The sequence below is a fragment of the Sphingomonas sp. ASV193 genome (assembly GCF_040203355.1).
Classification (GTDB): domain Bacteria; phylum Pseudomonadota; class Alphaproteobacteria; order Sphingomonadales; family Sphingomonadaceae; genus Sphingomicrobium.
The window spans coordinates 74,564-94,433 of record NZ_JBEHBW010000004.1; the positions used below are offsets into that span (position 1 = coordinate 74,564).

At 69.9% G+C, this 19,870-nt stretch carries 22 protein-coding genes and 1 pseudogene; 19 read left to right on the top strand and 4 right to left on the bottom strand.

Translation table 11 applies throughout. The features are described from left to right. Positions 1–62 precede the first annotated feature (62 nt). From ABDK56_RS08765 to ribH, 10 genes are all read left to right on the top strand, one after another. On the top strand, positions 63–1,715 hold the full coding sequence (locus ABDK56_RS08765; protein ID WP_349807886.1) for an NAD+ synthase: 1,653 nt from the start codon (positions 63–65) through the stop codon (positions 1,713–1,715). A gap of 38 nt (positions 1,716–1,753) precedes the next feature. After that, entirely contained in the window at positions 1,754–2,482 is a 729-nt protein-coding gene (locus ABDK56_RS08770; RefSeq protein ID WP_349807887.1) for a hypothetical protein, read from the top strand. A gap of 1 nt (position 2,483) precedes the next feature. Beyond that, the gene (locus ABDK56_RS08775) at positions 2,484–3,182 is read left to right on the top strand and encodes a hypothetical protein (RefSeq protein ID WP_349807888.1); all 699 of its coding nucleotides are present in this window, start codon (positions 2,484–2,486) and stop codon (positions 3,180–3,182) included. A gap of 45 nt (positions 3,183–3,227) precedes the next feature. After that, the gene (locus tag ABDK56_RS08780; protein WP_349807889.1) at positions 3,228–4,541 is read left to right on the top strand and encodes a glutamate--tRNA ligase; all 1,314 of its coding nucleotides are present in this window, start codon (positions 3,228–3,230) and stop codon (positions 4,539–4,541) included. A gap of 86 nt (positions 4,542–4,627) precedes the next feature. Beyond that, complete coding sequence (locus tag ABDK56_RS08785; protein WP_349807890.1) at positions 4,628–5,284, top strand: energy transducer TonB; 657 nt, start codon at positions 4,628–4,630, stop codon at positions 5,282–5,284. Positions 5,285–5,318: 34 nt separating this feature from the next. Then, positions 5,319–5,633 (top strand): hypothetical protein, encoded by a 315-nt coding sequence (locus ABDK56_RS08790; protein WP_349807891.1) that lies wholly within the window; start codon positions 5,319–5,321, stop codon positions 5,631–5,633. Between the two features lie 10 nt (positions 5,634–5,643). Further along, positions 5,644–6,597 carry a bifunctional diaminohydroxyphosphoribosylaminopyrimidine deaminase/5-amino-6-(5-phosphoribosylamino)uracil reductase RibD gene (gene ribD / locus ABDK56_RS08795; protein WP_349807892.1) on the top strand — a complete coding sequence of 318 codons (954 nt, stop codon included), beginning with the start codon at positions 5,644–5,646 and terminating at the stop codon, positions 6,595–6,597. Between the two features lie 9 nt (positions 6,598–6,606). Continuing rightward, complete coding sequence (locus tag ABDK56_RS08800; RefSeq protein WP_349807893.1) at positions 6,607–7,209, top strand: riboflavin synthase; 603 nt, start codon at positions 6,607–6,609, stop codon at positions 7,207–7,209. Between the two features lie 45 nt (positions 7,210–7,254). Further along, positions 7,255–8,538 carry a 3,4-dihydroxy-2-butanone-4-phosphate synthase gene (ribB, locus tag ABDK56_RS08805; protein ID WP_349807894.1) on the top strand — a complete coding sequence of 428 codons (1,284 nt, stop codon included), beginning with the start codon at positions 7,255–7,257 and terminating at the stop codon, positions 8,536–8,538. After that, positions 8,538–8,954 carry a 6,7-dimethyl-8-ribityllumazine synthase gene (gene ribH, locus ABDK56_RS08810; RefSeq protein WP_349807895.1) on the top strand — a complete coding sequence of 139 codons (417 nt, stop codon included), beginning with the start codon at positions 8,538–8,540 and terminating at the stop codon, positions 8,952–8,954. The genes ribB and ribH overlap by 1 nt, the downstream gene beginning before the upstream one ends. On the opposite strand, the gene ABDK56_RS08815 is transcribed toward ribH, so the two are convergent. Together ABDK56_RS08815 and ABDK56_RS08820 are read right to left on the bottom strand one after the other, a co-directional pair. After that, positions 8,951–9,589 (bottom strand): SOUL family heme-binding protein, encoded by a 639-nt coding sequence (locus ABDK56_RS08815; RefSeq protein ID WP_349807896.1) that lies wholly within the window; start codon positions 9,587–9,589, stop codon positions 8,951–8,953. The genes ribH and ABDK56_RS08815 overlap by 4 nt on opposite strands. A 33-nt stretch (positions 9,590–9,622) precedes the next feature. Then, positions 9,623–10,714: pseudogene (locus tag ABDK56_RS08820) on the bottom strand (alkene reductase). 28 nt (positions 10,715–10,742) lie between these two features. Here ABDK56_RS08820 and ABDK56_RS08825 point away from each other — a divergent pair. The 5 genes from ABDK56_RS08825 to ssb all read left to right on the top strand — a co-directional run bounded on the left by ABDK56_RS08825 (position 10,743) and on the right by ssb (position 15,014). Then, positions 10,743–11,654, top strand: a complete 912-nt coding sequence (locus tag ABDK56_RS08825) for a DMT family transporter (protein WP_349807897.1) — start codon at positions 10,743–10,745, stop codon at positions 11,652–11,654. A gap of 5 nt (positions 11,655–11,659) precedes the next feature. Further along, a complete protein-coding gene (locus ABDK56_RS08830) occupies positions 11,660–12,316 on the top strand; it encodes a COQ9 family protein (RefSeq protein WP_349807898.1) in 657 nt (218 codons plus the stop codon). A gap of 79 nt (positions 12,317–12,395) precedes the next feature. Next, positions 12,396–12,650 (top strand): FeoA family protein, encoded by a 255-nt coding sequence (locus ABDK56_RS08835; protein ID WP_349807899.1) that lies wholly within the window; start codon positions 12,396–12,398, stop codon positions 12,648–12,650. Continuing rightward, positions 12,647–14,497 (top strand): ferrous iron transporter B, encoded by a 1,851-nt coding sequence (gene feoB / locus ABDK56_RS08840; RefSeq protein ID WP_349807900.1) that lies wholly within the window; start codon positions 12,647–12,649, stop codon positions 14,495–14,497. Before ABDK56_RS08835 ends, feoB begins: the two co-directional genes overlap by 4 nt. A gap of 10 nt (positions 14,498–14,507) precedes the next feature. Then, positions 14,508–15,014, top strand: a complete 507-nt coding sequence (gene ssb, locus ABDK56_RS08845) for a single-stranded DNA-binding protein (protein WP_349807901.1) — start codon at positions 14,508–14,510, stop codon at positions 15,012–15,014. 6 nt (positions 15,015–15,020) lie between these two features. On the opposite strand, the gene ABDK56_RS08850 is transcribed toward ssb, so the two are convergent. Both ABDK56_RS08850 and ABDK56_RS08855 read right to left on the bottom strand, forming a co-directional pair. Next, on the bottom strand, positions 15,021–15,536 hold the full coding sequence (locus ABDK56_RS08850) for a YceD family protein (protein WP_349807902.1): 516 nt from the start codon (positions 15,534–15,536) through the stop codon (positions 15,021–15,023). After that, the gene (locus tag ABDK56_RS08855; RefSeq protein ID WP_349807903.1) at positions 15,533–16,039 is read right to left on the bottom strand and encodes a ubiquinol-cytochrome C chaperone family protein; all 507 of its coding nucleotides are present in this window, start codon (positions 16,037–16,039) and stop codon (positions 15,533–15,535) included. The genes ABDK56_RS08850 and ABDK56_RS08855 overlap by 4 nt, the downstream gene beginning before the upstream one ends. 115 nt (positions 16,040–16,154) lie before the next feature. Between ABDK56_RS08855 and ABDK56_RS08860 the strand changes: the two genes are divergently transcribed. Genes ABDK56_RS08860 through ABDK56_RS08875 form a run of 4 tightly spaced genes read left to right on the top strand, consistent with a single transcriptional unit; the run spans position 16,155 to position 19,821 of the window. Beyond that, positions 16,155–16,613 (top strand): outer membrane protein assembly factor BamE, encoded by a 459-nt coding sequence (locus ABDK56_RS08860; RefSeq protein WP_349807904.1) that lies wholly within the window; start codon positions 16,155–16,157, stop codon positions 16,611–16,613. A 48-nt stretch (positions 16,614–16,661) separates the two neighbouring features. After that, the gene (locus tag ABDK56_RS08865) at positions 16,662–17,423 is read left to right on the top strand and encodes a tryptophan 2,3-dioxygenase (protein ID WP_349807905.1); all 762 of its coding nucleotides are present in this window, start codon (positions 16,662–16,664) and stop codon (positions 17,421–17,423) included. Then, complete coding sequence (locus ABDK56_RS08870) at positions 17,420–18,580, top strand: kynureninase/PvdN C-terminal domain-containing protein (protein ID WP_349807906.1); 1,161 nt, start codon at positions 17,420–17,422, stop codon at positions 18,578–18,580. The genes ABDK56_RS08865 and ABDK56_RS08870 overlap by 4 nt, the downstream gene beginning before the upstream one ends. Beyond that, complete coding sequence (locus ABDK56_RS08875; protein WP_349807907.1) at positions 18,577–19,821, top strand: spinster family MFS transporter; 1,245 nt, start codon at positions 18,577–18,579, stop codon at positions 19,819–19,821. The genes ABDK56_RS08870 and ABDK56_RS08875 overlap by 4 nt, the downstream gene beginning before the upstream one ends. Positions 19,822–19,870 lie beyond the last annotated feature (49 nt).

A 19,870-nucleotide genomic window follows, 5' to 3' on the forward strand; every position in this document is an offset into this window, starting at 1 on the left:
TAGCCATCGTGACGGTTCGGCGACAAGCTTGTTCGCGGGCGCAAGCTCGTTACATCGCCCCTGTGACCGACACGCCACGCCATCTCACCATCGCCCTCGCCCAGACGACGCAGCGCATGGGCGACCTCGCCGCCAACGCCGCGGCGATGCTCGACTGGCGGGCCAAGGCGCATGGGGCCGACCTCATCGTCTTTCCCGAGCTCCAGCTGACCGGCTACCCGCCCGAGGACCTGATCCTGAAGCCCGAGTTCGTCCGCCGCGCGATGGAGGCCGCGGAGCGGCTCGCCGACGCCACCGCCGACGGTGGCCCGGCGATGCTGTTCGGGTCGGTCCACGAGGAGGCGGGCCGGGTCCACAACGCGGTCATCCTCGCCGAGGGCGGGCGGATCGTTGCGCGGCGGTTCAAGCACGAGCTGCCGAACTACGGCACCTTCGACGAAAAGCGGGTGTTCGCTCCCGGCCCGCTGCCCGGGCCGATCGACTGGCGCGGGGTCCGGCTGGGGGTGCCGATCTGCGAGGACATCTGGCTCGAGGCGGTCACCGCGCACCTGCTCGAGCGCGGAGCCGAGCTGCTGCTCGTTCCCAACGGCAGCCCGTTCGAGCTCGACAAGGACGATCTTCGCCGCCGACTGGTCGAAGCTCGGGTGACCGACACCGGCCTTCCGCTCGCTTACCTCAACCGGGTCGGCGGGCAGGACGAACTGGCGTTCGACGGGTCGAGCTTCGTCGTCAACGCCGACGGGACGATGGCACTGCAGATGCCCGATTGGGACGAGGCGCTGGCGATCACGAACTGGGAAAAGGGCGCCGACGGCTGGCGCTGCGTTCCGGGCGAGCGCGCGACCCTCGCGCCTTACCCGGAAGACATCTACCAGGCGATGGTCAGCGGGCTGCGCGACTATGTGAACGGGAACGGCTTTCCCGGCGTGATCCTCGGCCTGTCGGGCGGAATCGACAGCGCGCTCAGCGCCGCGGTCGCGGTCGACGCGATCGGCGCGGAGCGGGTGCGGTGCGTGATGATGCCGTCCAAATATACATCGCAGGACAGCCTCGACGATGCCGAAGGCTGCGCGCGGCTGCTCGGCTGCCGGCTCGACACGGTGTCGATCGTCCCCGGGGTCGACGCGCTGGCGAAGATGCTCCCCGACGCCAGTCCGCTCGCGCAGGAAAATATCCAGGCGCGCCTGCGGATGGTGACGCTGATGGCGCTCAGCAATTCGGGCGGCGAAATGCTGCTCACCACCGGCAACAAGAGCGAGATGAGCGTCGGCTACGCCACTCTCTACGGCGACATGGCGGGGGGCTATTCGGTCTTGAAGGATGCCTACAAGACGACCGTGTTCGCGCTGTCGAGGTGGCGCAACGCGAACCGCCCGCGCGGCGCGCTTGGTTGCGACGGGCCGGTCATGCCGCAGCGCGTGATCGACAAGCCCCCGACCGCCGAGCTTCGTCCCAACCAGAAGGACCAGGACTCGCTGCCGCCCTACGACGTGCTCGACCGGATGCTCGAATCGCTGGTCGAAAAGGAACGCTCGGTCGCCGAGACCGCCGCGGCCACCGGCGAGCCCGAGACGCTGGTCGCCGATATCGAGAAAAAGCTGCTGCGCGCCGAGTACAAGCGTCGCCAGGCGCCGCCGGGGGTCAAGCTCGGCCCCCGCAACTTCGGCCGCGACCGCCGCTACCCGATCACCAACGCCTTCCACACCGGCGATTAGCTGATACAGTCTCCGCTTCCTGACGGGAGGCGACAGGGGTGTTCCGAACGGTCCGGCACTGGTGGAGCGAGGGCAGCGGCCAGCACACGGCACGACTGTTCGCCTTCGAACTGACCGTGGTCATCCTCGGGGTGCTGATCGCCCAAGGCCTCGCCAATTGGGCCGGCCAGCGCCAGCAGGACGCCGGCGTCGCCAAGGAAGCCGCCCGCCTGCGGTTCGAAACGGGTCGCGCGCGCAACGCAGCGCAAGTCTGGCAGGCCGCCATCCCCTGTCTTCGCGCGCGGGTCGATCAGCTGCTTCACGCCGCCACCGCCGGGACGCTCGAACCGCCGCTCACGGTGCGCGACCTCGCCATGCCCAAGGTCGGAACCTATTCGGTCGAACCGTTCAACGCCGACGTCGAACGCGCCTTCCGCGATCGCTACGGCGATACCGTCGACGACATCTACGGTGGAATTATGAATAATGGCGCCACCATCAAGTCGATGCCGCAGGAGCTTAGCGCGGCTTGGTCCGCCTTCGGCTATCTGGCCCCCGACATGGGCGCGCCCGGTCCGGCGGACCGGGCGGCGATGCGCGCGGCCGGTCTGCGGCTGCGCTGGCTGCTAGACCGGATGGCGATGCTTCAGGGGCGGATCGAGGGCGATGCGCGCAAGCTCGGCATCGTCCCGCTCGGCTCGGGCAACGCGCTGTCGATTCCCGACGTCCCGGTGACCAGTTGCGCCGAAATCTGGCGTCACGGCCACATATGGCACGCGGTGCCGTAGGATGTTCCGCACCGTCCGGCATTGGTGGAGCGAGGGCAGCGGCCAGCATACCGCGCGGCTGTTCCTGTTCGAGCTGTTCGTGGTCATTGCCGGCGTGCTGATCGCGCAGGGGCTTGCCAGCTGGATGGCCGATCGCGCCGCCTTGGCGGACATGGAACAGGGACGGGCCGCCCTTCGGGAACAAGTGGCCGAGAATGCCTCGACCGCAGAGGCCTGGCAGGTCGCGGCGCAATGTCTCGACGACCGGGTGGCGTTGATCATGCGCCGCCTCGCCGCCGGGCCGCTCGACCCGGGAATGAGCGACCGGCCCGTGCTCGACTCCTTCCAGTCGCTCGCGCTGAGCGAGCGCTCGTTCGGGCTGCTGCGCGATCGCCACGGGTCGCAGGAAGCGAGCGATTTCGAAAATACGCGGCGGCAGGTCGAATTCTCGAACGCGCGGATCCAGCGGATCGTATCCGAGTGGGGCCGATTGACCCTCGCCGACCCTTTGAACGGGCGTCCGACCCAATTCGATCGCGACCAGGCCCGTCTCGCCGCCGCCGACATCCGTGGCGAGTTGCGGGCGCTCAAGGTCGGATCGGCCGATCTCGCGTCGACGGCGCACGCCATGGGGATCGGCGTGCCCTCGCAGGCCGGGTTGCGCCCGGTCCGCGACTGCGCCCAGATGTGGGCGGCGAAGGCCATCAGCGTTCGGCGCTAGTCGATTGCTGGTCAACCGGCCGCGGCCTCGCTAGGCCTCGCCGCCATGACCACCGTCACCCGCTTCGCTCCCTCGCCGACCGGACGGCTTCATGTCGGCAACATCCGCACCGCGCTCCACAATTACCTGCTGGCCAAGCGCGACGGCGGGCGGTTCCTGCTGCGCATCGACGATACCGATCCGGAACGGAGCCGCGAGGACTATGTCGAGGCGATCCGCGACGATCTCGGGTGGCTCGGGCTCGTTCCCGACGGCGAAGTCCGCCAGTCGGCGCGGTTCGATCTGTATGAGCGCGAGTTCGAGCGACTGAAGGGGGCAGGCCGCGTCTATGCCTGTTACGAGACGCCGGAAGAACTCGAGCTTCGCCGCAAGGTGCTGCTCGGCCGCGGGCTTCCCCCGGTCTACGAGCGCAAGCCCACCGACGCACCCCTACCCGAGGGAGTCGCCCCGCACTGGCGGTTCAGGCTCGACCATTCGGTCCTGATCGAATGGACCGACCTCGTTCGTGGCCCGCAGCATTTCGACCCGAAACTGATCAGCGACCCCGTTGTCCGCCGCGCCGACGGCAGCTGGCTCTACCTTCTGCCCAGCGTCATCGACGACATCGACATGGGCATCAGTCACGTGCTTCGCGGCGAGGACCATGTGTCGAACAGCGCGACCCAGCTGCAGATGTTCGCCGCGCTCGGCGCGACGCCGCCCGCGCTGGCGCACGAGGCGCTCCTCGTCACCGCCGAGGGCAAGCTGTCGAAGCGGCTGGGCGCGAGCGGGGTCGACGCGCTGAAGGAAGCGGGGATCGAGCCGATGGCGCTCAATTCGCTGCTCGCCCGGCTCGGCACCTCGCGGCCGGTCGAGGCGAAGGCGACGCTCGCCGAGCTGGCCGAGGGGTTCGACCTTTCGACCTTCGGGCGCGCTCCCGCGCATTTCGACCTGGCCGAGGTCGAGGCAGTCAACCGCAAGCTGCTCCACCACCTCGATTATGCGTCGGTCGCCGATCGCGTCCCGGCCGGGATCGGCGAGGGCGAATGGGCGATCCTGGCGGGCAATGTCGACCATCTCGCCGAGCTCGCCGACTGGCTGCCGGTACTCGACGGCGAGATCGATCCGCCCGCGCTGTCGGTCGAGGACCGCGCCTTTCTCGCGCTCGCCGCCGAGACCGCGGGCATGGTCGAGTGGGACGAGGAGCCATGGCCGCAGCTCACCATGTCGCTCAAGGCGGCGACCGAGCGGTCGGGCAAGGCGCTGTTCATGCCGCTCCGCCTCGCGCTTACCGGGCGCGCGCACGGCCCCGAGATGGCGCCGCTGTTGAAGCGCATCGGCCGTGCCCGCGCCATCGCCCGGCTGAAGGCCGCCGCCTGATTTCCGCCCTTCCGGCTGAAAACAGCGCTTGCGGGACATATAATGTTATGATGTAACATAACGACCCCAACTGAAGGAGTCGATCGATGCTGCCTTACGCTTCTCCCGATCGCTTCGCCCCCGGCCGCCGCTCCCCCGCCACCCTCGCGCTGATCGTCGCCGGCCATGTCGGCCTCGTCGCGCTCGCGCTCAGCGCGAAAATGATCGTCGACCGGCATCACGACTCGACGACGATCAGCTTCGTTCCCAACGACCCGCCCCCACCGCCGCCCGACCCCCGCCCGAAGGTCGAGCCGCGCCGCGACCCCGTCTCGACCGTCACCCAGTCGAAGGTCGACCTCCCGCCGCTCGATCCGCCTCCGCTGGCGACCGACACGCTGCCGCCGAAAGGCCCGACCGGTCCCGTCGCCGGTTCGGGCGGCGGCGCGGGGACGACGATCCCGCCGCTTCCGCCGCTGGTCCACAGCGGGCCGGTCGCCATTACGCCGCCCAACGAGGTGATGCCGCCCTACCCGGTCGCCAAGCAGGACGCGGGCGAGGAGGCGACGCTGACGCTCGCGCTGACCATTTCCCCCACCGGGCGAGTGACCGCGGTGACGCCGCTCGGCCGCGCCGATCCGATCTTTCTCGACGCCGCGCGCCGCCACATCCTCTCCCACTGGCGCTATCGACCGGCGCGCGACGGCGACACGCCGGTCGGATCGAGTCTCAACGTCACCGTCCACTTCCGCCTCGACGCCTGACCGGCGGGTCCCTACATTGGGCGGCATGTCCGTCATGCCGCCCGTGTCCGGCCCGCGCGCCGCCTTCCGCGACCTCGCCGCCTTCCTTCGCCAGCCGGGGCGCGAAAAGGTCTGGGCGGGGGTGATGGCGCTGCTGATCACCGTCATCATCCTGATCGTGTTCCTGGTCGATCCGAAGGTGAATACCGCGCCCCCCGAACAGATCGTCTACGTCGAGGATTACGCCGCCAACCGCACCGACGCCGACATCAAGGCCGACCAGAAAAAGGACCAGGCCGAGCGCGAGGCCTTCGCCAAGAAGAAGCAGGAACAGTTCAAGCAACTCGAAAAGGCGTTCCATATCCAGTGACGCCGCCTTGATGGCCGAGGCGGTGCGGCTGGGGGAAGCGGCGCGGGGATTGACCGCGCCCAACCCCAACGTCGGCTGCGTGATCGTTGCCGCGGACGGCACCATCGTCGGTCGCGGCGCGACCGCCCCGGGTGGCCGGCCCCATGCCGAGGCGGTCGCGCTGGCCGCGGCGGGCGCGGCGACGCGCGGCGCGACGCTGTACACCACGCTGGAACCCTGCGCCCATGCCAGCCCGCGCGGCCCGACCTGCGCCGGGTTGATCCCGGCGGCGGGAATCGCGCGGGTCGTCGCTGCGATCGAGGACCCCGACCCGCGCACCGCCGGACGGGGCTTCGACCGGCTTCGCGCGCAGGGGGTCGAGGTGACGGTCGGCGAGGGCGAGGGTGCGGCGCGCGCCAGCATGGCCGGCTATCTCACCCGCCTCGCGCTCAGCCGCCCGCGGGTCACGCTCAAGCTCGCGCTCAGCATCGACGGCAAGATCGCGCTCCCCTCGGGCGAATCAAAATGGATCACCGGCGAGGACGCGCGCGCCCACGTCCACCTCGAACGTGCACACAGCGACATGATCCTCGTCGGGCGCGGGACCTACGAGGCCGACACGCCAAGGCTCGACGTCCGCCTTCCCGGGCTCGAGGAGCGAAGCCCCCGCCGCGCGCTGCTGAGCCGCACGCTTGGCCCGGTCGCGGGCTGGGAAGTGCTTGAAAAGCCATCGGATATCGCGCGACTTCATGACGTCAACGACCTGCTGGTCGAAGGCGGTGCGGCAACCGCCACGGCGTTCCTTGCAGAAGACCTGGTCGACCGCATCCTGATCTATCGCGCCCCGCTGCTGATCGGCGAGGGCAAGTCGTCGTTCGGCTATATCGGGCTCGACGCGATCGCCGACGCGCACGGCCGCTGGCGCGCGCAAGGCGGAGCGGGCCTGGGAGTCGATCGGCTGGAAGTGTACGAGCGGGCACGGTAGGGAGCCGTCATGTTCACCGGCATCGTCACCGACATCGGCACCATTCGCAGCGTCGAGCAGCGCGGCGACCTGCGGCTGATCGTTGCCACCGACTACGATCCGGCGACGATAGACCTCGGTGCGTCGATTGCCTGTTCGGGGGTGTGCCTGACGGTGGTCGACAAGGGGGCCGACTGGCTCGCCTTCGACGCCAGCGGCGAAACCGTTTCGCGCACCGCGCCCGGCATGTGGGCCGAGGGGCGGCGGGTCAATCTCGAGCGCGCGCTTCGGCTCGGCGACGAGCTCGGCGGCCACCTCGTCACCGGCCACGTCGACGGGGTGGCGACGATCGTCGGGCGCTGCGAGGAGGGCGATTCTGTCCGCTTTGGGCTCCGTGCGCCCGAAGGTCTCGGTCCCTATCTCGCGGCCAAGGGGTCGGTGACGCTCGACGGCGTGTCGCTCACCGTCAACGAAGTCCGCGACGGCGCCGACGGAACCGACTTCGCAGTCAACATCATCCCGCACACCGCCGATCACACGACATTGTCCGGATGGGCGGTCGGCGATGGCGTCAATCTCGAGATCGACGTCCTCGCGCGCTATTTGAAGCGGATGGCCGACGCGCGAATGTGACGATCGCGGTTGCGCGATCACATTTCGATGTGATATCGGCGCGTCATGTCCGCCACCCTCATCGAACGGCTCGAAGCCGTCATCGCTACCGGCGAGGTGAGCCGCGCCGGCCTAGCTCGCGCTGCCGGCCTCCATCCCAACTCGCTCCGCAAGCTCGGCGACGCCGACTGGAATCCGACTGCCGACACGCTGATCAAGCTCGAAAAGCTGCTGGCAAAGGGGACGACCGACATCCTCGTCGGGCCCGAGGCGATCATCGACGAGGCGCGCAACGGGCGGATGTTCATCCTCGTCGACGACGACGACCGCGAAAATGAGGGCGACCTCGTTATCCCCGCGCAGATGGCGACCCCCGACGCGATCAACTTCATGGCCCGCCACGGGCGCGGGCTGATCTGCCTCGCGCTGAACAGGGAGCGGGTCGACGCGCTCGGCCTAGAGCCGATGGCCCGCGCCAACGGCACGCGGATGGAAACCGCCTTCACCGTCTCGATCGAGGCGAAGGAGGGCGTCACCACCGGGATCAGCGCCGCCGACCGCGCGCGGACCGTCGCGGTGGCGATCGACCACGCCAACGGTCCCGAGGCAATCGTGTCGCCCGGCCACGTCTTCCCGCTGGTCGCGCGTCCCGGCGGCGTGCTGGTCCGCGCCGGCCATACCGAGGCGGCGGTCGACGTCTCGCGGCTCGCCGGGCTCAATCCGTCGGGCGTGATCTGCGAGATCATGCGCGACGACGGCACCATGGCGCGGCTCGACGATTTGATGGACTTCGCGCGCACCCACGGGCTCAAGATCGGGACGATCCGCGACCTCATCGCTTATCGCCTGCGCCGCGACCACATGGTCGAGCCGGTCAGCGAGACGCGCTTCACCAGCAGGCGCGGCGCGAGCTGGCAGGCGCGCGTGTTTCGCGACAAGTCGAGCGGCGAGGAACAGCTCGCACTGGTCCACGGCACGCTCGACCCCGCCAACCCCACGCTGGTCAGGATGCACAGCCTCGACCTGTTCGCCGACGTGTTCGGCGAGGCGGGACCGCGCGCGGGCCTGCTCGACGGGGCGATGGCGATGATCGAGGCGGCGGGCTCGGGCGTCGTCGTCGCGCTTCACGCCGCCGCGCCGGGCTCGCTCAGCCGCTCGACCGACCTGCGCGAAGGCCGCGCCCCGGCGAAGGGGCCCGAGCTTCGCGGCTACGGCGTCGGCGCGCAGATCCTAGCCGCGCTCGGCGTTCACGACATGGTGCTGCTCACCAACACCAGTCACACCCTTGTCGGGCTGAGCGCCTACGGCCTCGCCATCGTCGAGGAACGCCGGATCGAACGAGCCGCCTGATGGCCCATCTGCTGATCGCCGAAGCGCGCTTCTACGCCCACCTCAACGACCTGCTGCTCGCCGGCGCGCGCGCCGCGATCGAGGCGGCGGGGCACAGCCACGAGACGATCACCCTGCCCGGCGCGCTCGAACTGCCCGCGGCGATCGCGCAAGCCGCCGAGTCGGGACGGTTCGACGCCTATGTCGCGCTGGGCGTCGTGATCCGCGGCGAAACCTGGCATTTCGAGATCGTCGCGGGCGAAAGCGCGCGGGGCATCATGGCGCTGACGCTCGACGGGCTGGCGGTCGGCAACGGCATCCTCACCGTCGAGAACGAGGCGCAGGCGCTCCACCGGGCCGATCCCGCGCAGGCCAACAAGGGCGCCGGCGCGGCCGAGGCGGCGCTGGCGCTGCTCGCGCTCAAGTCGGTTTTCTAGTCGAGCGGCAGCCACACCTCGTTACGGCGAAGCGGCGGCGGGATCATCGGCGAATTGTAAAAGGCATATTCGGGCTCGGCCTCGCTCGCCTCGCCCTGCCGGGCGATCCAGCCGCGCAGCCGGTCCTCCTGCTCCGCCAGCGCCTTGTCGGTCGCGCGCCCGGAAAAGCTGACCACCGCCACCCGGCGCGGGGCGAGGTCGATCAGCTCGACTCCTTCGGGCGGTTCGGGCAGTTCCTCGGCATCGCGGCCCGCGGGCATGACGAACCGGGTGCGCCACGCGCCCTCGAGCTCGTCGTCGAACAGCGGCGGGTCGCTCGCCATCGGGTCGCCCGCGTCCTGCATCACCGGCGCGGTCATCTCGATCGGCTCGCCGGGCCGCGACTTGGCGAAGATATAGTCGGCGAGGACGCGGAAACCGTCAGACAAAGCCTCCTGCCGCGGGCCGTTGACGATCGTCTCGGCCACGGTGATCGTCGGATAGTCGCGGATCTGGAAGTCGCCGTCGGTTTTGAGCGCGCGATAATCGGGCTCCTCGGTCTGCTTCTCGCGCATCACATAGACCGCCCCGCCGAGCAGCGCTGCGCCCGCGAGCACCGCCCCGGCAGCCAGCCTGCGCTTCAACGAATCGTCCATCATCGCCTCCTGTCGTCGGGAGACGAAACGGGCTTAAGCCTCGGCCTGTTCCGCAAGCATTGGGTAATCGGTGTATCCCGCCGCGCCGCGGCTATAGAATGTGGCGACCTCGGGCGCATTGAGCGGCGCGCCGAGGCGAATCCGCTCGACCAGGTCGGGGTTGGCAAGAAAGGTCCGCCCGAAGGCAATTGCGTCGGCGACCCCCTCATCGAGCCGCTGCTGCCCGCTGACCCCGTCATAATCGCTGTTGAGCACGATCTTTCCCGGGTAGACCTGCCGCATCGCCGGGCTGACCGGCGGGGCCGGGGTCGCGCGGAAGGTCGATTGCGGGCCCGATTCGCGAAGCTCGATCCACGGCACGCCGAGCTCGCCGAGCCGCTTGGCGGCGGCGGTGAACAGCTCGGCGTCGTCGCTTCCCTTGCACTCGTTGGCCCAGCTGTTCGGCGACAGGCGGATCGCGGTCCGGTCGAGCCCGACCGCGCCGCCGACCGCCTCGACCACCTCGCTCATGAAGCGCAGCCGGTTGGGCATCGACCCGCCATATTCGTCGGTCCGCCGATTGGTCCCGTCGCGCAGGAACTGGTCGATCAAATAGCCGTTCGCGCCGTGGATCTGGACCCCGTCGAACCCCGCCCGGATCGCGTTTGCCGCGGCCAGCGCATAGTCGCCGACGATCCGTGCGATGTCGTCGCGGCTCGCCTCGCGCGGGGTCGGATAGGGTTCCTTGCCGTCATAGCTGTGACCGTCGAGCTCGGCGCGGATCGCCGAGACGCTGACCGCGGGCAGCCCCGACACGCCAAACGGCACGACCCGCCCCATGTGCCACAGTTGCGCGACGATTCTCCCGCCAGCGGCGTGAACCGCGCCGACAACCGGCTTTCATCCCTCGACCTGCGCCTCGCTCCACAGCCCCGGCGCATAGGGCCAGCCGAGTCCTTCGCGGCTGATCCCGGTCGCCTCCGAAATGATCAGCCCCGCGGCGGCGCGCTGCGCATAATAGGTGCCCATCATCTCGACCGGCACCGCCTCGCGCGTCGCCCGGCCCCGGGTGAGCGGCGCCATCAGGATGCGGTTGGGCAGGCGAAGTGCGGGCGAGAGGTCGATCGGATCGAACAGGCTGGGCATCACGGGGCTTTCTGTTAGGGCGCAAGTCATGGCTGAGGGACTACGAGAGATGGTCGCGCCGGCGACACGATCAAGGGCGGCGCGGGTCGCCTTCCCGCTGCTGCTGCTCGGCAATGTCGCGCTGGCGATGGGGCCGTTCCTCGTGCGGCACAGCGGGGTCGGCCCGGTCGCGGCGGGCTTCTGGCGCGTGACGCTGGCGGTGCCGTTCCTGATCCTCCTCGCGCGTCTCGGCCGCCAGCGGATCGTTCCGCCGACCCGCAAGCTGACGCTGACCATCGCCGCCGGGGCGTTCTTCTTCGGCACCGACGTCGCGGCATGGAACGCGGGGATCCTCATCACCAAGCTCGGCAACGCGACGCTGTTCGGCAATATCGGCAGCTTCCTGTTCGCGGCGTGGGGACTGTGGCTCGCGCGGCAGCGGCCCTCGCTGTTCCAGGCGCTCGCGCTGGCCGGGGCGGCGACCGGGTGCGCGCTGCTGATGTGGGGTAGCGCCGAACTGTCGCTCGCCCACCTCCACGGCGACCTGCTCTCGGCGCTCGCCGGCCTGCTCTACGCGGGGTACCTGATCGCGGTCGACAAGGCGCGCGCCGACGTGCCGCCGCTCGGGCTGCTCGCGCTGTCGAGCGTCTTCGCCGCGCTGACGCTGCTGCCGATCGCGCTCGCGCTGGGCGAACCGATGATCCCCGCCGACTGGACCGGGGTGTTCGCGCTCGCGCTGGTCAGCCAGGTCGTCGGGCAGGGGCTGCTGGTGTTCGCGATCGGCGAATTGTCGCCACTGGTGGTCGGGCTCGCGCTCCTGACCCAGCCCGCGCTGTCGGCGCTGCTCGGCTGGGTCTATTACGGCGAATCGATGACCGGGCTCGACTTCCTCGGCGCCGCGTTGATCGGGGCGGCCCTCGTGCTGGTCCGCTTGCGCCCGCCGCGCGCCAAGCCCAGATAGGGCGCATGGCCGATCCGCAGACCCCGCTCGAATCGCTCCGCCGCAAGCTGGCGCTCGCGGTCGGCGAGAATGCCGCGTTCGACGGCTGGAACGAAGAGGCGGTCGACGCGGCGGCGGCACAGCTTGGGGTCGACCCGGCGCAGGCGCGGCTCGCCTTCCCGAAGGACGCGCCGGGGATGATCGAGGCATGGATCGACGGGATCGACGCGGCGATGGAGGCAAATTTCACGCCCGGGGTCGTCGCGGCAATGAAGATTCGCGACCGGATCCGCAACATGATCTGGTTCCGGCTCGAAACCGCCGGCCCCGCGCGCGAGGCGGTACGCAGCGCGCTCAGCATCCTGTCGATGCCGCAGAACGTGCCGCTCGCGCTTCGCACCGGCTGGCGGAGCGCCGACCGGATGTGGCGGCTCGCGGGCGACACCGCGACCGACTACAACCACTATACCAAGCGGCTGACGCTGTCGGGGGTCTATGCCTCGACGCTTTACGCCTGGCTCGACGACCAGAGCGAGGGGTGGACCGACACCGCCGGCTTCCTCGACCGCCGGCTCGAAGGCGTGATGCGGTTCGAAAAGCTGAAGGCCGAATGGCGCGGCAATTCGACGATGCGACCCAGCCTCACCCGGTTCCTCGGGCGCCTGCGGTATCCGCCGCGCTAGGGGGAAACCCGGCGCGCAGATGCCGGAGCTATCGACCCCCTAGCGCGTCGCGCGACTTATTGATAATCGGTCGCAAATAATGGCGGCGGCGACTTCCCTCGACGATCTTCGGCTCGGCACCAAGGCGCGGATCGACTCGATCGACTGGGCCGCGCTCGGCGAGGGCGACGCGCGCCGGCTGCGCCAGTTCGGCTTCGACGAGGGGGTGGCGGTGACCCCGCTCTACCTCGGCCCGTTCGGCAAGGACCCGCTCGCGGTGCGGGTCGGACGGATGACGGTGGCGATCCGCAAAAGCCACGCTCGCGCCGTGCTGGTGACCCCCGAGGCGGCATGAACGCGGCTCCGCTCGTGGCAGTGGTCGGCAATCCCAATGCCGGCAAGTCGGCGCTGTTCAACGCGCTGACCGGCGCGCGGCAGAAGGTCGGCAATTATCCCGGCGTCACCGTCGAACGGCACAGCGGTCGACTGGTGCTGGCGGACGGCCGCCCGGTCGATCTCGTCGACCTGCCCGGCGCCTACGGCCTCGACCCGTCGAGCCCCGACGAAGCGGTGACCCGCGACGTGCTACTCGGCAAGCAGGCGGGCGAGCGGCTGCCCGACGCGCTGGTGATCGTGGTCGACGCCTCGAACCTCGACAATCACCTGCGCTTCGCGCTCCAGCTGATCGACCTCGGGCTGCCGACGGTGGTCGCGCTGAACATGGTCGACCTGGCCAAGCGAGACGGGCTCGAGCTCGACGCGGCCAAGCTGTCGGCCGAGCTCGGCGTGCCGGTGATCGAGACGGTAGCGGTCCGGAAGCGCGGGCTCGACGCGCTTCGCGGCGCGCTCGAATCGCTGCTCGCCGAGCCGCGCCGGCTGCGCGCGGGCGAGGGGCCGACCCGCGACCCGCTGCTGCTCCAGCGCCGCGCGCGCGAGATCGCGGTCGGCGCGATCGTTCGCGAGACTCCGGTCCGGCGGCTGACCCACCGGCTCGACGGGTGGCTGCTCCACCCGATCTTCGGCCCGCTGATCCTTGCCGGCATCCTGTTCCTGATGTTTCAGGCGGTGTTCGCCTGGTCGAAGCTGCCCGCCGACGCGCTCGACGCCATGATGACCGCGCTCGGCGCGAAGATCGGCGCGGCACTCCCGCCGGGAATTCTCAACTCGCTGATCGTCGACGGGGTGATCGCCGGGGTCGGCGCGGTGGTCGTGTTCCTGCCGCAGATCCTGATCCTGTTCGCCTTCATCCTCGTGCTCGAATCGAGCGGCTACATGGTGCGCGCGGCGTTCCTGATGGACCGGCTGATGAGCCACGCGGGGCTGTCAGGGCGGGCCTTCATCCCACTGTTGTCAAGCTTCGCCTGCGCGGTGCCGGGAATCATGGCGACGCGCACGATCGACGATCCGAAGGACCGGCTGACGACGATCCTCGTCGCGCCGCTGATGACCTGTTCGGCGCGGCTTCCGGTCTACACGCTGATCATCGGCGCGTTCATCCCCGCGCGCGACGTCGGGCCGGGAATCGGGCTGCAGGGCCTCGTCATGTTCGTGCTCTACCTCGCCGGGATCGCGAGCGCGCTGATCGCGGCGCTGGTGCTTCGGCGGACCGCGGTGCGCGGCGGTGGCGGGCTGTTCATGATGGAGCTGCCCAAATACCAGATGCCGCGGCTCGGCGACGTGCTGCTTGGCCTGTGGCAGCGCGCGGTGATCTTCCTGAAGCGCGCGGGCGGGATCATCATGACCACCACCGTCATCCTTTGGGCGCTGGCGAGCTTCCCGCAGGCCGCGCCGGGGCAGCGGCAGATCGACGCCTCGATCGCCGGGCATATCGGGCGCGGCATCCACAAGCTCGTCGCGCCGATCGGCTTCAATCAGGATATTTCGCTGGCGCTGCTGCCGGCGATGGCGGCGCGCGAGGTCGCGGTCAGCGCGATCGGGACGGTCTATTCGCTCGACGCGAGCGACGACAAGGGCGCCCAGACGCTCGAACAGAGGCTCCACGGGCGCTGGAGCCTTGCCACCGCGCTCGCCTTCCTCGCCTGGTTCGTGTTCGCGCCGCAGTGCATCTCGACCATCGCCGTCACGCGCCGCGAAACAAACGGGTGGAAGTGGCCCGCGTTCATGGTTAGCTACCTGTTCGCATTGGCTTACGCCGCCGCCGGTCTGACTTACTGGATCGCGGTCTGGGCGGGCCTCGGCTGAGGAGACGAATATGGCGGGCGTGAACAAGGTGATTCTGGTCGGCAATTTGGGCCAGGACCCCGAATCGCGCAGCTTCAGCAACGGTGGCGAGGTCGTGAACCTCAGGATCGCGACCTCGGAAAACTGGAAGGACCGCGACGGCAACCGGCAGGAGCGGACCGAGTGGCATTCGGTCGCGATTTTCAACGAGAATCTCGGCCGGGTCGCGAAAAACTACCTGAAGAAGGGCAGCAAGGTCTACATCGAGGGCCAGCTGCAGACCCGCAAATGGCAGGACCAGTCGGGCAACGACCGCTACACCACCGAGATCGTACTCCAGAAATTCCGCGGCGAACTGGTGCTGCTCGACGCGCGTGGCGAAGGCGGCGGCGGGGGCAACTTCGGCGGCGGGGGCGGCTATGACGACGGCGGCTTCGGCGGGTCGAGCTTCGGCGGTGGCGGCGGCGGTCGCCAGCAGCAGTCGCGCCCGCAGCCCGCGGCGTTCGACAGCGATCTGGACGACGATGTGCCGTTCTGAGGCGGCCTAGCCCCGAAGCTTGTCCTTGAGCGCGGCTAGCCCGGCGAACGGCCCGGCTTCCTCTTCGCTCATCACCCCGGCGGCCTTCAGCGCCGCGTCGGCCCCTGCGCTTCGCGGATAGGGGTCGAGGCCCAGCGCCAGCGTGTCGGCCAGCGCATCGCCCAACTCGATCGCCGCGCCATCGTGGAACACGGTGTCGAGGTCGTCGTCGCCAAGCTCGATCTCGTCGTCGGCGCCCGCTTTCGGCTCGGGCAGGAAGCGCAGGCTGAAGCGCTCGTCGACGCTGGCCTCGACCGGGTCGCCGGTGGCGATGCACGGCTGCGCCAGCGCGGCGCGCAAGCGACCCTCGGCATGGATCGCCTCGCCATCGCGGGTCAGCGTCGCCACCGCCTCGAGCCGGTGGAGCGCGCTCAGCCGCAGCCTTTCGGCGATCGCGGCGCGTTCGGCTTCGTCGGCCTCAGCCTCGATCCGGTCGCCGTCGCGGATCTGCGACAGCAGCACTCGCCCCGGCCAGCCGCTCACCCGATCCGCCCCTCGATCAGGTTGCGGTCGCTGATTCCGTCAAGCCCTTCGTGCAGTCGGCGCAATTCCTCGCCCGCGAAGGTCTCGGCGGCCTCGCCCGGTGCCTCGTCGGGGTAAAGGCTGGCGCGGACCGCTTCGGCGAAGCCGGGGCGCTGTTCCTCGGCGAGCACCGGGCGCCACAGGTCGACCCTTTTGGCGAGCGAGCCGACCAACGCGCGAACGCGCTTGCCGACGGTCGGGTCGCCGATCCCCGCCTCGCGCAACTGCGCCTCCATGTCGTCGACGAACGCCTCGGTCAGCCGCACCGAGTGGCGCACTGCCGCCTCGTCCCCCGCCTCGAGCCTCAGCGTCGCGAGCGCCGCCAGCGTGGCGAGCACGCGGAAACGGCCGTCGATCGTGTCGGGCACTCCGCCGGCGGTATACCAGCCGGGGCGGCGCGCCTCGGCGACGAGATGCGAATAAAGCGCGGCGGCATCGTCGCGGCGCGGGCGGAGCTTGGCCATCAGCGAGCGCATGGTGGATGCGGCAAACGCTTTTGTTCAGCCCGAGTCAACGCCTTGCGCGCCAAGGGGAAGTCCGCCTAAGGGTGCGGCGACACGACGAGTGGAGTGACAGACGATGACGGTGGGGAAACTGGCGATCGGCGCGGGACTGGCGGCGCTCCTGGCCGGCTGCAGCGGGATCAACTCGCATCGCGGCTTCGTCATCGACCCGCAGCTTGCGCAGGGTATCCAGGTCGGAGTCGACAACAAGGATTCGGTCGCCAAGTCGATGGGCCGCCCGACCTTCGTCGGCCAGTTCAACCCGAACGACTGGTATTATGTGTCGCAGGATACCCGCGAAGTCGGCGCGACCCGCCCGCGCGTGATTAAGGCGGAGACGCTCCATGTCCAGTTCGACCAGGCGGGCAACGTCGTGCGGGTCGAAAAGGGCGGCAAGAACCAGCTGGTCAACGTCGCCCCGATGAAGCAGCAGACCCCGACCTTCGGTCGCAAGAAGTCGTTCCTCAGCGAGCTGTTCTCGAACATCGGCACGGTCGGCAGCGGGCTTCCCGGCGGCGGCGCGGGCGGCCAGTAAGGCCTCGGCGCTTGCCGCGGGCCGGGCTTGTCGCCTAGGCGGATCGGCATGACCGCGACCCCGGCCGGAATGACCTACGGCGATTACCTGCGGCTCGACCGGCTGCTCGACGCGCAGGAACCGCGCAGCGATCTCCACGACGAGATGCTGTTCATCGTCATCCACCAGACCAAGGAACTGTGGCTCAAGCAGATGCTTCACGAGGTCGCGCTGGCGACCCGACTGGTGCGCGACGACCGCGTCGACGAAGCCTATAAGGCGCTCGCCCGCGTCAGCCGCATCCAGGCGGTGATGACCATGTCGTGGGACGTGCTGGCGACGCTGACCCCGGTCGATTACGCCGCCTTCCGCCACGTGCTCGGCACCTCTTCGGGGTTCCAGTCGGCGCAGTTTCGCGAGCTCGAATATCGGCTCGGGCTGAAGGACCCGCGCTATCTCGAGATCGAGGAAGGCGGCGCCGAGGGCCGCGCCCGGCTCGAGGCCGCGCTCGCCGACCGCTCGCTGTGGGACGAGGCCAAGGCCGCGCTCGCCCGCGCCGGGTTCGACGTCGCGACGCCCGACGCGGTCCGCGCCTCGTGGCTGGCGGTCTACCGCGACAGCGACACCCATTTCGAGATTTATGCGCTGGCCGAGAAGCTGGTCGACATCGACGATGCGCTCGCCGGCTGGCGGCACAAGCATCTGATGACGGTCGAACGGATCATCGGCCTCAAGAGCGGGACCGGCGGGTCGGCGGGCGCGGCCTATCTCGCCGCGACGCTCGCCAAGCGCGCCTTCCCCGAGCTCTGGTCGCTCAGGACCGAGCTGTGAGCTTCAAGCCGCTGTTCTCGCGAAGCCTCGGCGCGGCGCCGGGACGGCTCCATTTCGCCGCGCACAGCCATCACCTGTGGCCCGACGCCAGCTTCGACGGGCAGGTCGAATGCTGGGAGGATGCGGCGCGGCTCGCCGACCGCAAGTGGGACCGGGTGATGGGCGAGGTCTGGCCCGAAGCGCAGGCCGAGATCGCGGCCGAACTCGGCAGCGGCAATCCGTCGGCGATCGTGTTCGCCGACAACACTCACAGCCTGCTGCTTCGGCTCGCGGCGGCTTGCCCCCGGCGCGGCGGCGCAGCGCTGCGTGTCCTGACCACCGACGGCGAATTCCACTCGGCGCGGCGGCAGCTGGCGCGGTGGGAGGAGGGCGGCGAGGCGGCGGTGACGCGGGTCGCGGCGGCGCCGTTCGACACGCTGCCGGCGCGCTTGTCGGCAGCGGCGCAGGCGGGATCGTTCGACCTCGTCTTCGCCAGCCAGCTGCTGTTCGGCAGCGGCGCAGTGATCGGCGATCTCGCCGCGCTCGCGGGCCTCGCGCGTCCCGAGGGGCCGTGGGCCGTGATCGACGGCTATCACAGCTTCATGGCGATCGACCGGCCCTTTCGGGCGGAGATCGCGGCGTCGGCCTTTTTCCTCGGCGGCGGCTATAAATATGCGATGAGCGGCGAGGGGATGGGGTTCATGCATTGCCCACCCGGCTTCGGGCCGCGCCCGCCGTTGACCGGCTGGTACGCCGAATTCGAGGATTTGACCCTCCCCCCCGGCGCGGTCGGCTACGCGCCCGATGCAATGCGCTTCATGGGCGCGACCTTCGATCCCTCGGCGCTCTATCGCTTCGCTCATGTCCGGCGGATGCTGGCGCGCGAAGGGCTGACCACGGCGACGATCTCGGCGCACGCCGCAGCGCTCCAGGCGCGGCTGCTCGACGCGATCGGGCGCACGCCGCTCGCCGCTGCCGAACTGCTCAATCCGCTCACCGGCGGCCCGCACGCCCGCTTCCTCGCCTTTCGCGATGCCCGCGCGCAGGGGTGGTGCGAGGCGCTGGCGGCGGCGGGGGTGGTCACCGACGTTCGCGGCGACGTGCTCCGCATCGGGTTCGGCCTCTACCATGATGCCGGCGACGTCGACGCGCTGGTCGCCGTGCTGGCGTCGCTGTGAACGCGGTGCCGCAAGGTGTCGCGCGGCGGGTGCTGCTCGCGTTGACCTTCGCTTACGTCCTCAATTTCCTCGACCGCCAGATGCTCGGCATCCTCGCCGGGCCGATCAAGGCCGACCTCCACCTCAGCGACCGGCAGTTCGGCGCGGTCGGCGGCCTCGCCTTCGCGCTGCTCTATTCGCTGCTCGGGCTACCGCTGTCGCTGCTCGCCGACCGCACCAGCCGAAGCGGGGTGATCGCCGGGGCGCTGGCGGTATGGAGCGGCTTCACCGCGCTATGCGGGACCGCAGCCAGCTTCGGCCAGCTGTTCGCCTATCGCCTCGGCGTCGGGGTCGGCGAGGCGGGCGGGGTCGCGCCGAGCTATGCGCTGATCGCCGATCATTTCCCGCCCGCGACGCGCGGCCGCGCGCTCGCCTTCTATTCGCTCGGCGTGCCGGTCGGGCTGGCGGCGGGGACCTTGTTCGGCGCCTATCTGGCGGCGCTGGTCAGCTGGCGCGCGGCGTTTGTCACGATGGGGGCGATCGGCCTGGCCTATGCACCGCTTTTCCGACGCCTGGTGCGCGACCGGCCGCGCAGCGGGTCGGCGCCGAGCACGGGCGCGCTCGGGGCGGCGCTGGCGGCGGTGGCGCGGAAGCCGAGTTTCTGGCTGCTCGCCTTCGCCTCCTCGTGCAGTTCGCTGGCGGGCTACGGGCTGGCGCTGTGGACCCCGTCGATCCTCGAACGCAGCTTCGGGCTGGCGATGGTCGCGCGGGGGCAATTCTTTGCCTCGCTGCTTCTGATCGGCGGGGTCGCGGGGGTGATGCTCGGCGGGGTGCTCGCCGACCGACTGGGGCGCGCGCGGGGGCGGTGGTACGCGCTGCTCCCGGCGATCGCGTGGCTGGTAACCGCGCCCCTCTTCACCCTCGGGCTCAATGCGCAGGGCCTGACCGCGGCGTGGCTGTGGCTGCTCGTTCCCAACGCGCTCAACATCCTCTGGCTCGGCCCGGTGACGACCGCGGTCCAGGGCATGGTCCCGGCCGAGCAGCGTGCGACCGCCTCGAGCGCCTTCCTCGTCATCAACAACCTCATCGGGCTGGGCGCCGGGCCGCTGCTGATCGGCGCGCTGTCGGACCGGCTGAAGGCGGTCCACGGGGCCGAGGCGCTGCGCATAGCGGCGACCGAGGTGCTCGCCTTCTACCTTCTCGCGGCGTTGCTGGCGCTGGTCGCGGCGACGCGGGTCGAACGCGACATGATCGGCGACTGACCCCGTAACGAAGTGCGGGAACGCAAGCGCGGGTCCGTCCGTTGGCCGA

Bases quoted from the DNA above. Each gene is read 5' to 3' on its own strand.
- ABDK56_RS08825 (WP_349807897.1), top strand. From the start codon at position 10,743: ATGGCTGAGGGACTACGAGAGATGGTCGCGCCGGCGACACGATCAAGG.
- ABDK56_RS08830 (WP_349807898.1), top strand. From the start codon at position 11,660: ATGGCCGATCCGCAGACCCCGCTCGAATCGCTCCGCCGCAAGCTGGCG.
- ribB (WP_349807894.1), top strand. From the start codon at position 7,255: ATGTCCGCCACCCTCATCGAACGGCTCGAAGCCGTCATCGCTACCGGC.
- ribH (WP_349807895.1), top strand. From the start codon at position 8,538: ATGGCCCATCTGCTGATCGCCGAAGCGCGCTTCTACGCCCACCTCAAC.
- ABDK56_RS08865 (WP_349807905.1), top strand. From the start codon at position 16,662: ATGACCGCGACCCCGGCCGGAATGACCTACGGCGATTACCTGCGGCTC.
- ABDK56_RS08790 (WP_349807891.1), top strand. From the start codon at position 5,319: ATGCCGCCCGTGTCCGGCCCGCGCGCCGCCTTCCGCGACCTCGCCGCC.
- ABDK56_RS08855 (WP_349807903.1), bottom strand. From the start codon at position 16,039: ATGGCCAAGCTCCGCCCGCGCCGCGACGATGCCGCCGCGCTTTATTCG.
- ABDK56_RS08800 (WP_349807893.1), top strand. From the start codon at position 6,607: ATGTTCACCGGCATCGTCACCGACATCGGCACCATTCGCAGCGTCGAG.
- feoB (WP_349807900.1), top strand. From the start codon at position 12,647: ATGAACGCGGCTCCGCTCGTGGCAGTGGTCGGCAATCCCAATGCCGGC.
- ribD (WP_349807892.1), top strand. From the start codon at position 5,644: ATGGCCGAGGCGGTGCGGCTGGGGGAAGCGGCGCGGGGATTGACCGCG.
- ABDK56_RS08835 (WP_349807899.1), top strand. From the start codon at position 12,396: ATGGCGGCGGCGACTTCCCTCGACGATCTTCGGCTCGGCACCAAGGCG.
- ssb (WP_349807901.1), top strand. From the start codon at position 14,508: ATGGCGGGCGTGAACAAGGTGATTCTGGTCGGCAATTTGGGCCAGGAC.
- ABDK56_RS08780 (WP_349807889.1), top strand. From the start codon at position 3,228: ATGACCACCGTCACCCGCTTCGCTCCCTCGCCGACCGGACGGCTTCAT.
- ABDK56_RS08785 (WP_349807890.1), top strand. From the start codon at position 4,628: ATGCTGCCTTACGCTTCTCCCGATCGCTTCGCCCCCGGCCGCCGCTCC.
- ABDK56_RS08860 (WP_349807904.1), top strand. From the start codon at position 16,155: ATGACGGTGGGGAAACTGGCGATCGGCGCGGGACTGGCGGCGCTCCTG.
- ABDK56_RS08815 (WP_349807896.1), bottom strand. From the start codon at position 9,589: ATGGACGATTCGTTGAAGCGCAGGCTGGCTGCCGGGGCGGTGCTCGCG.
- ABDK56_RS08775 (WP_349807888.1), top strand. From the start codon at position 2,484: ATGTTCCGCACCGTCCGGCATTGGTGGAGCGAGGGCAGCGGCCAGCAT.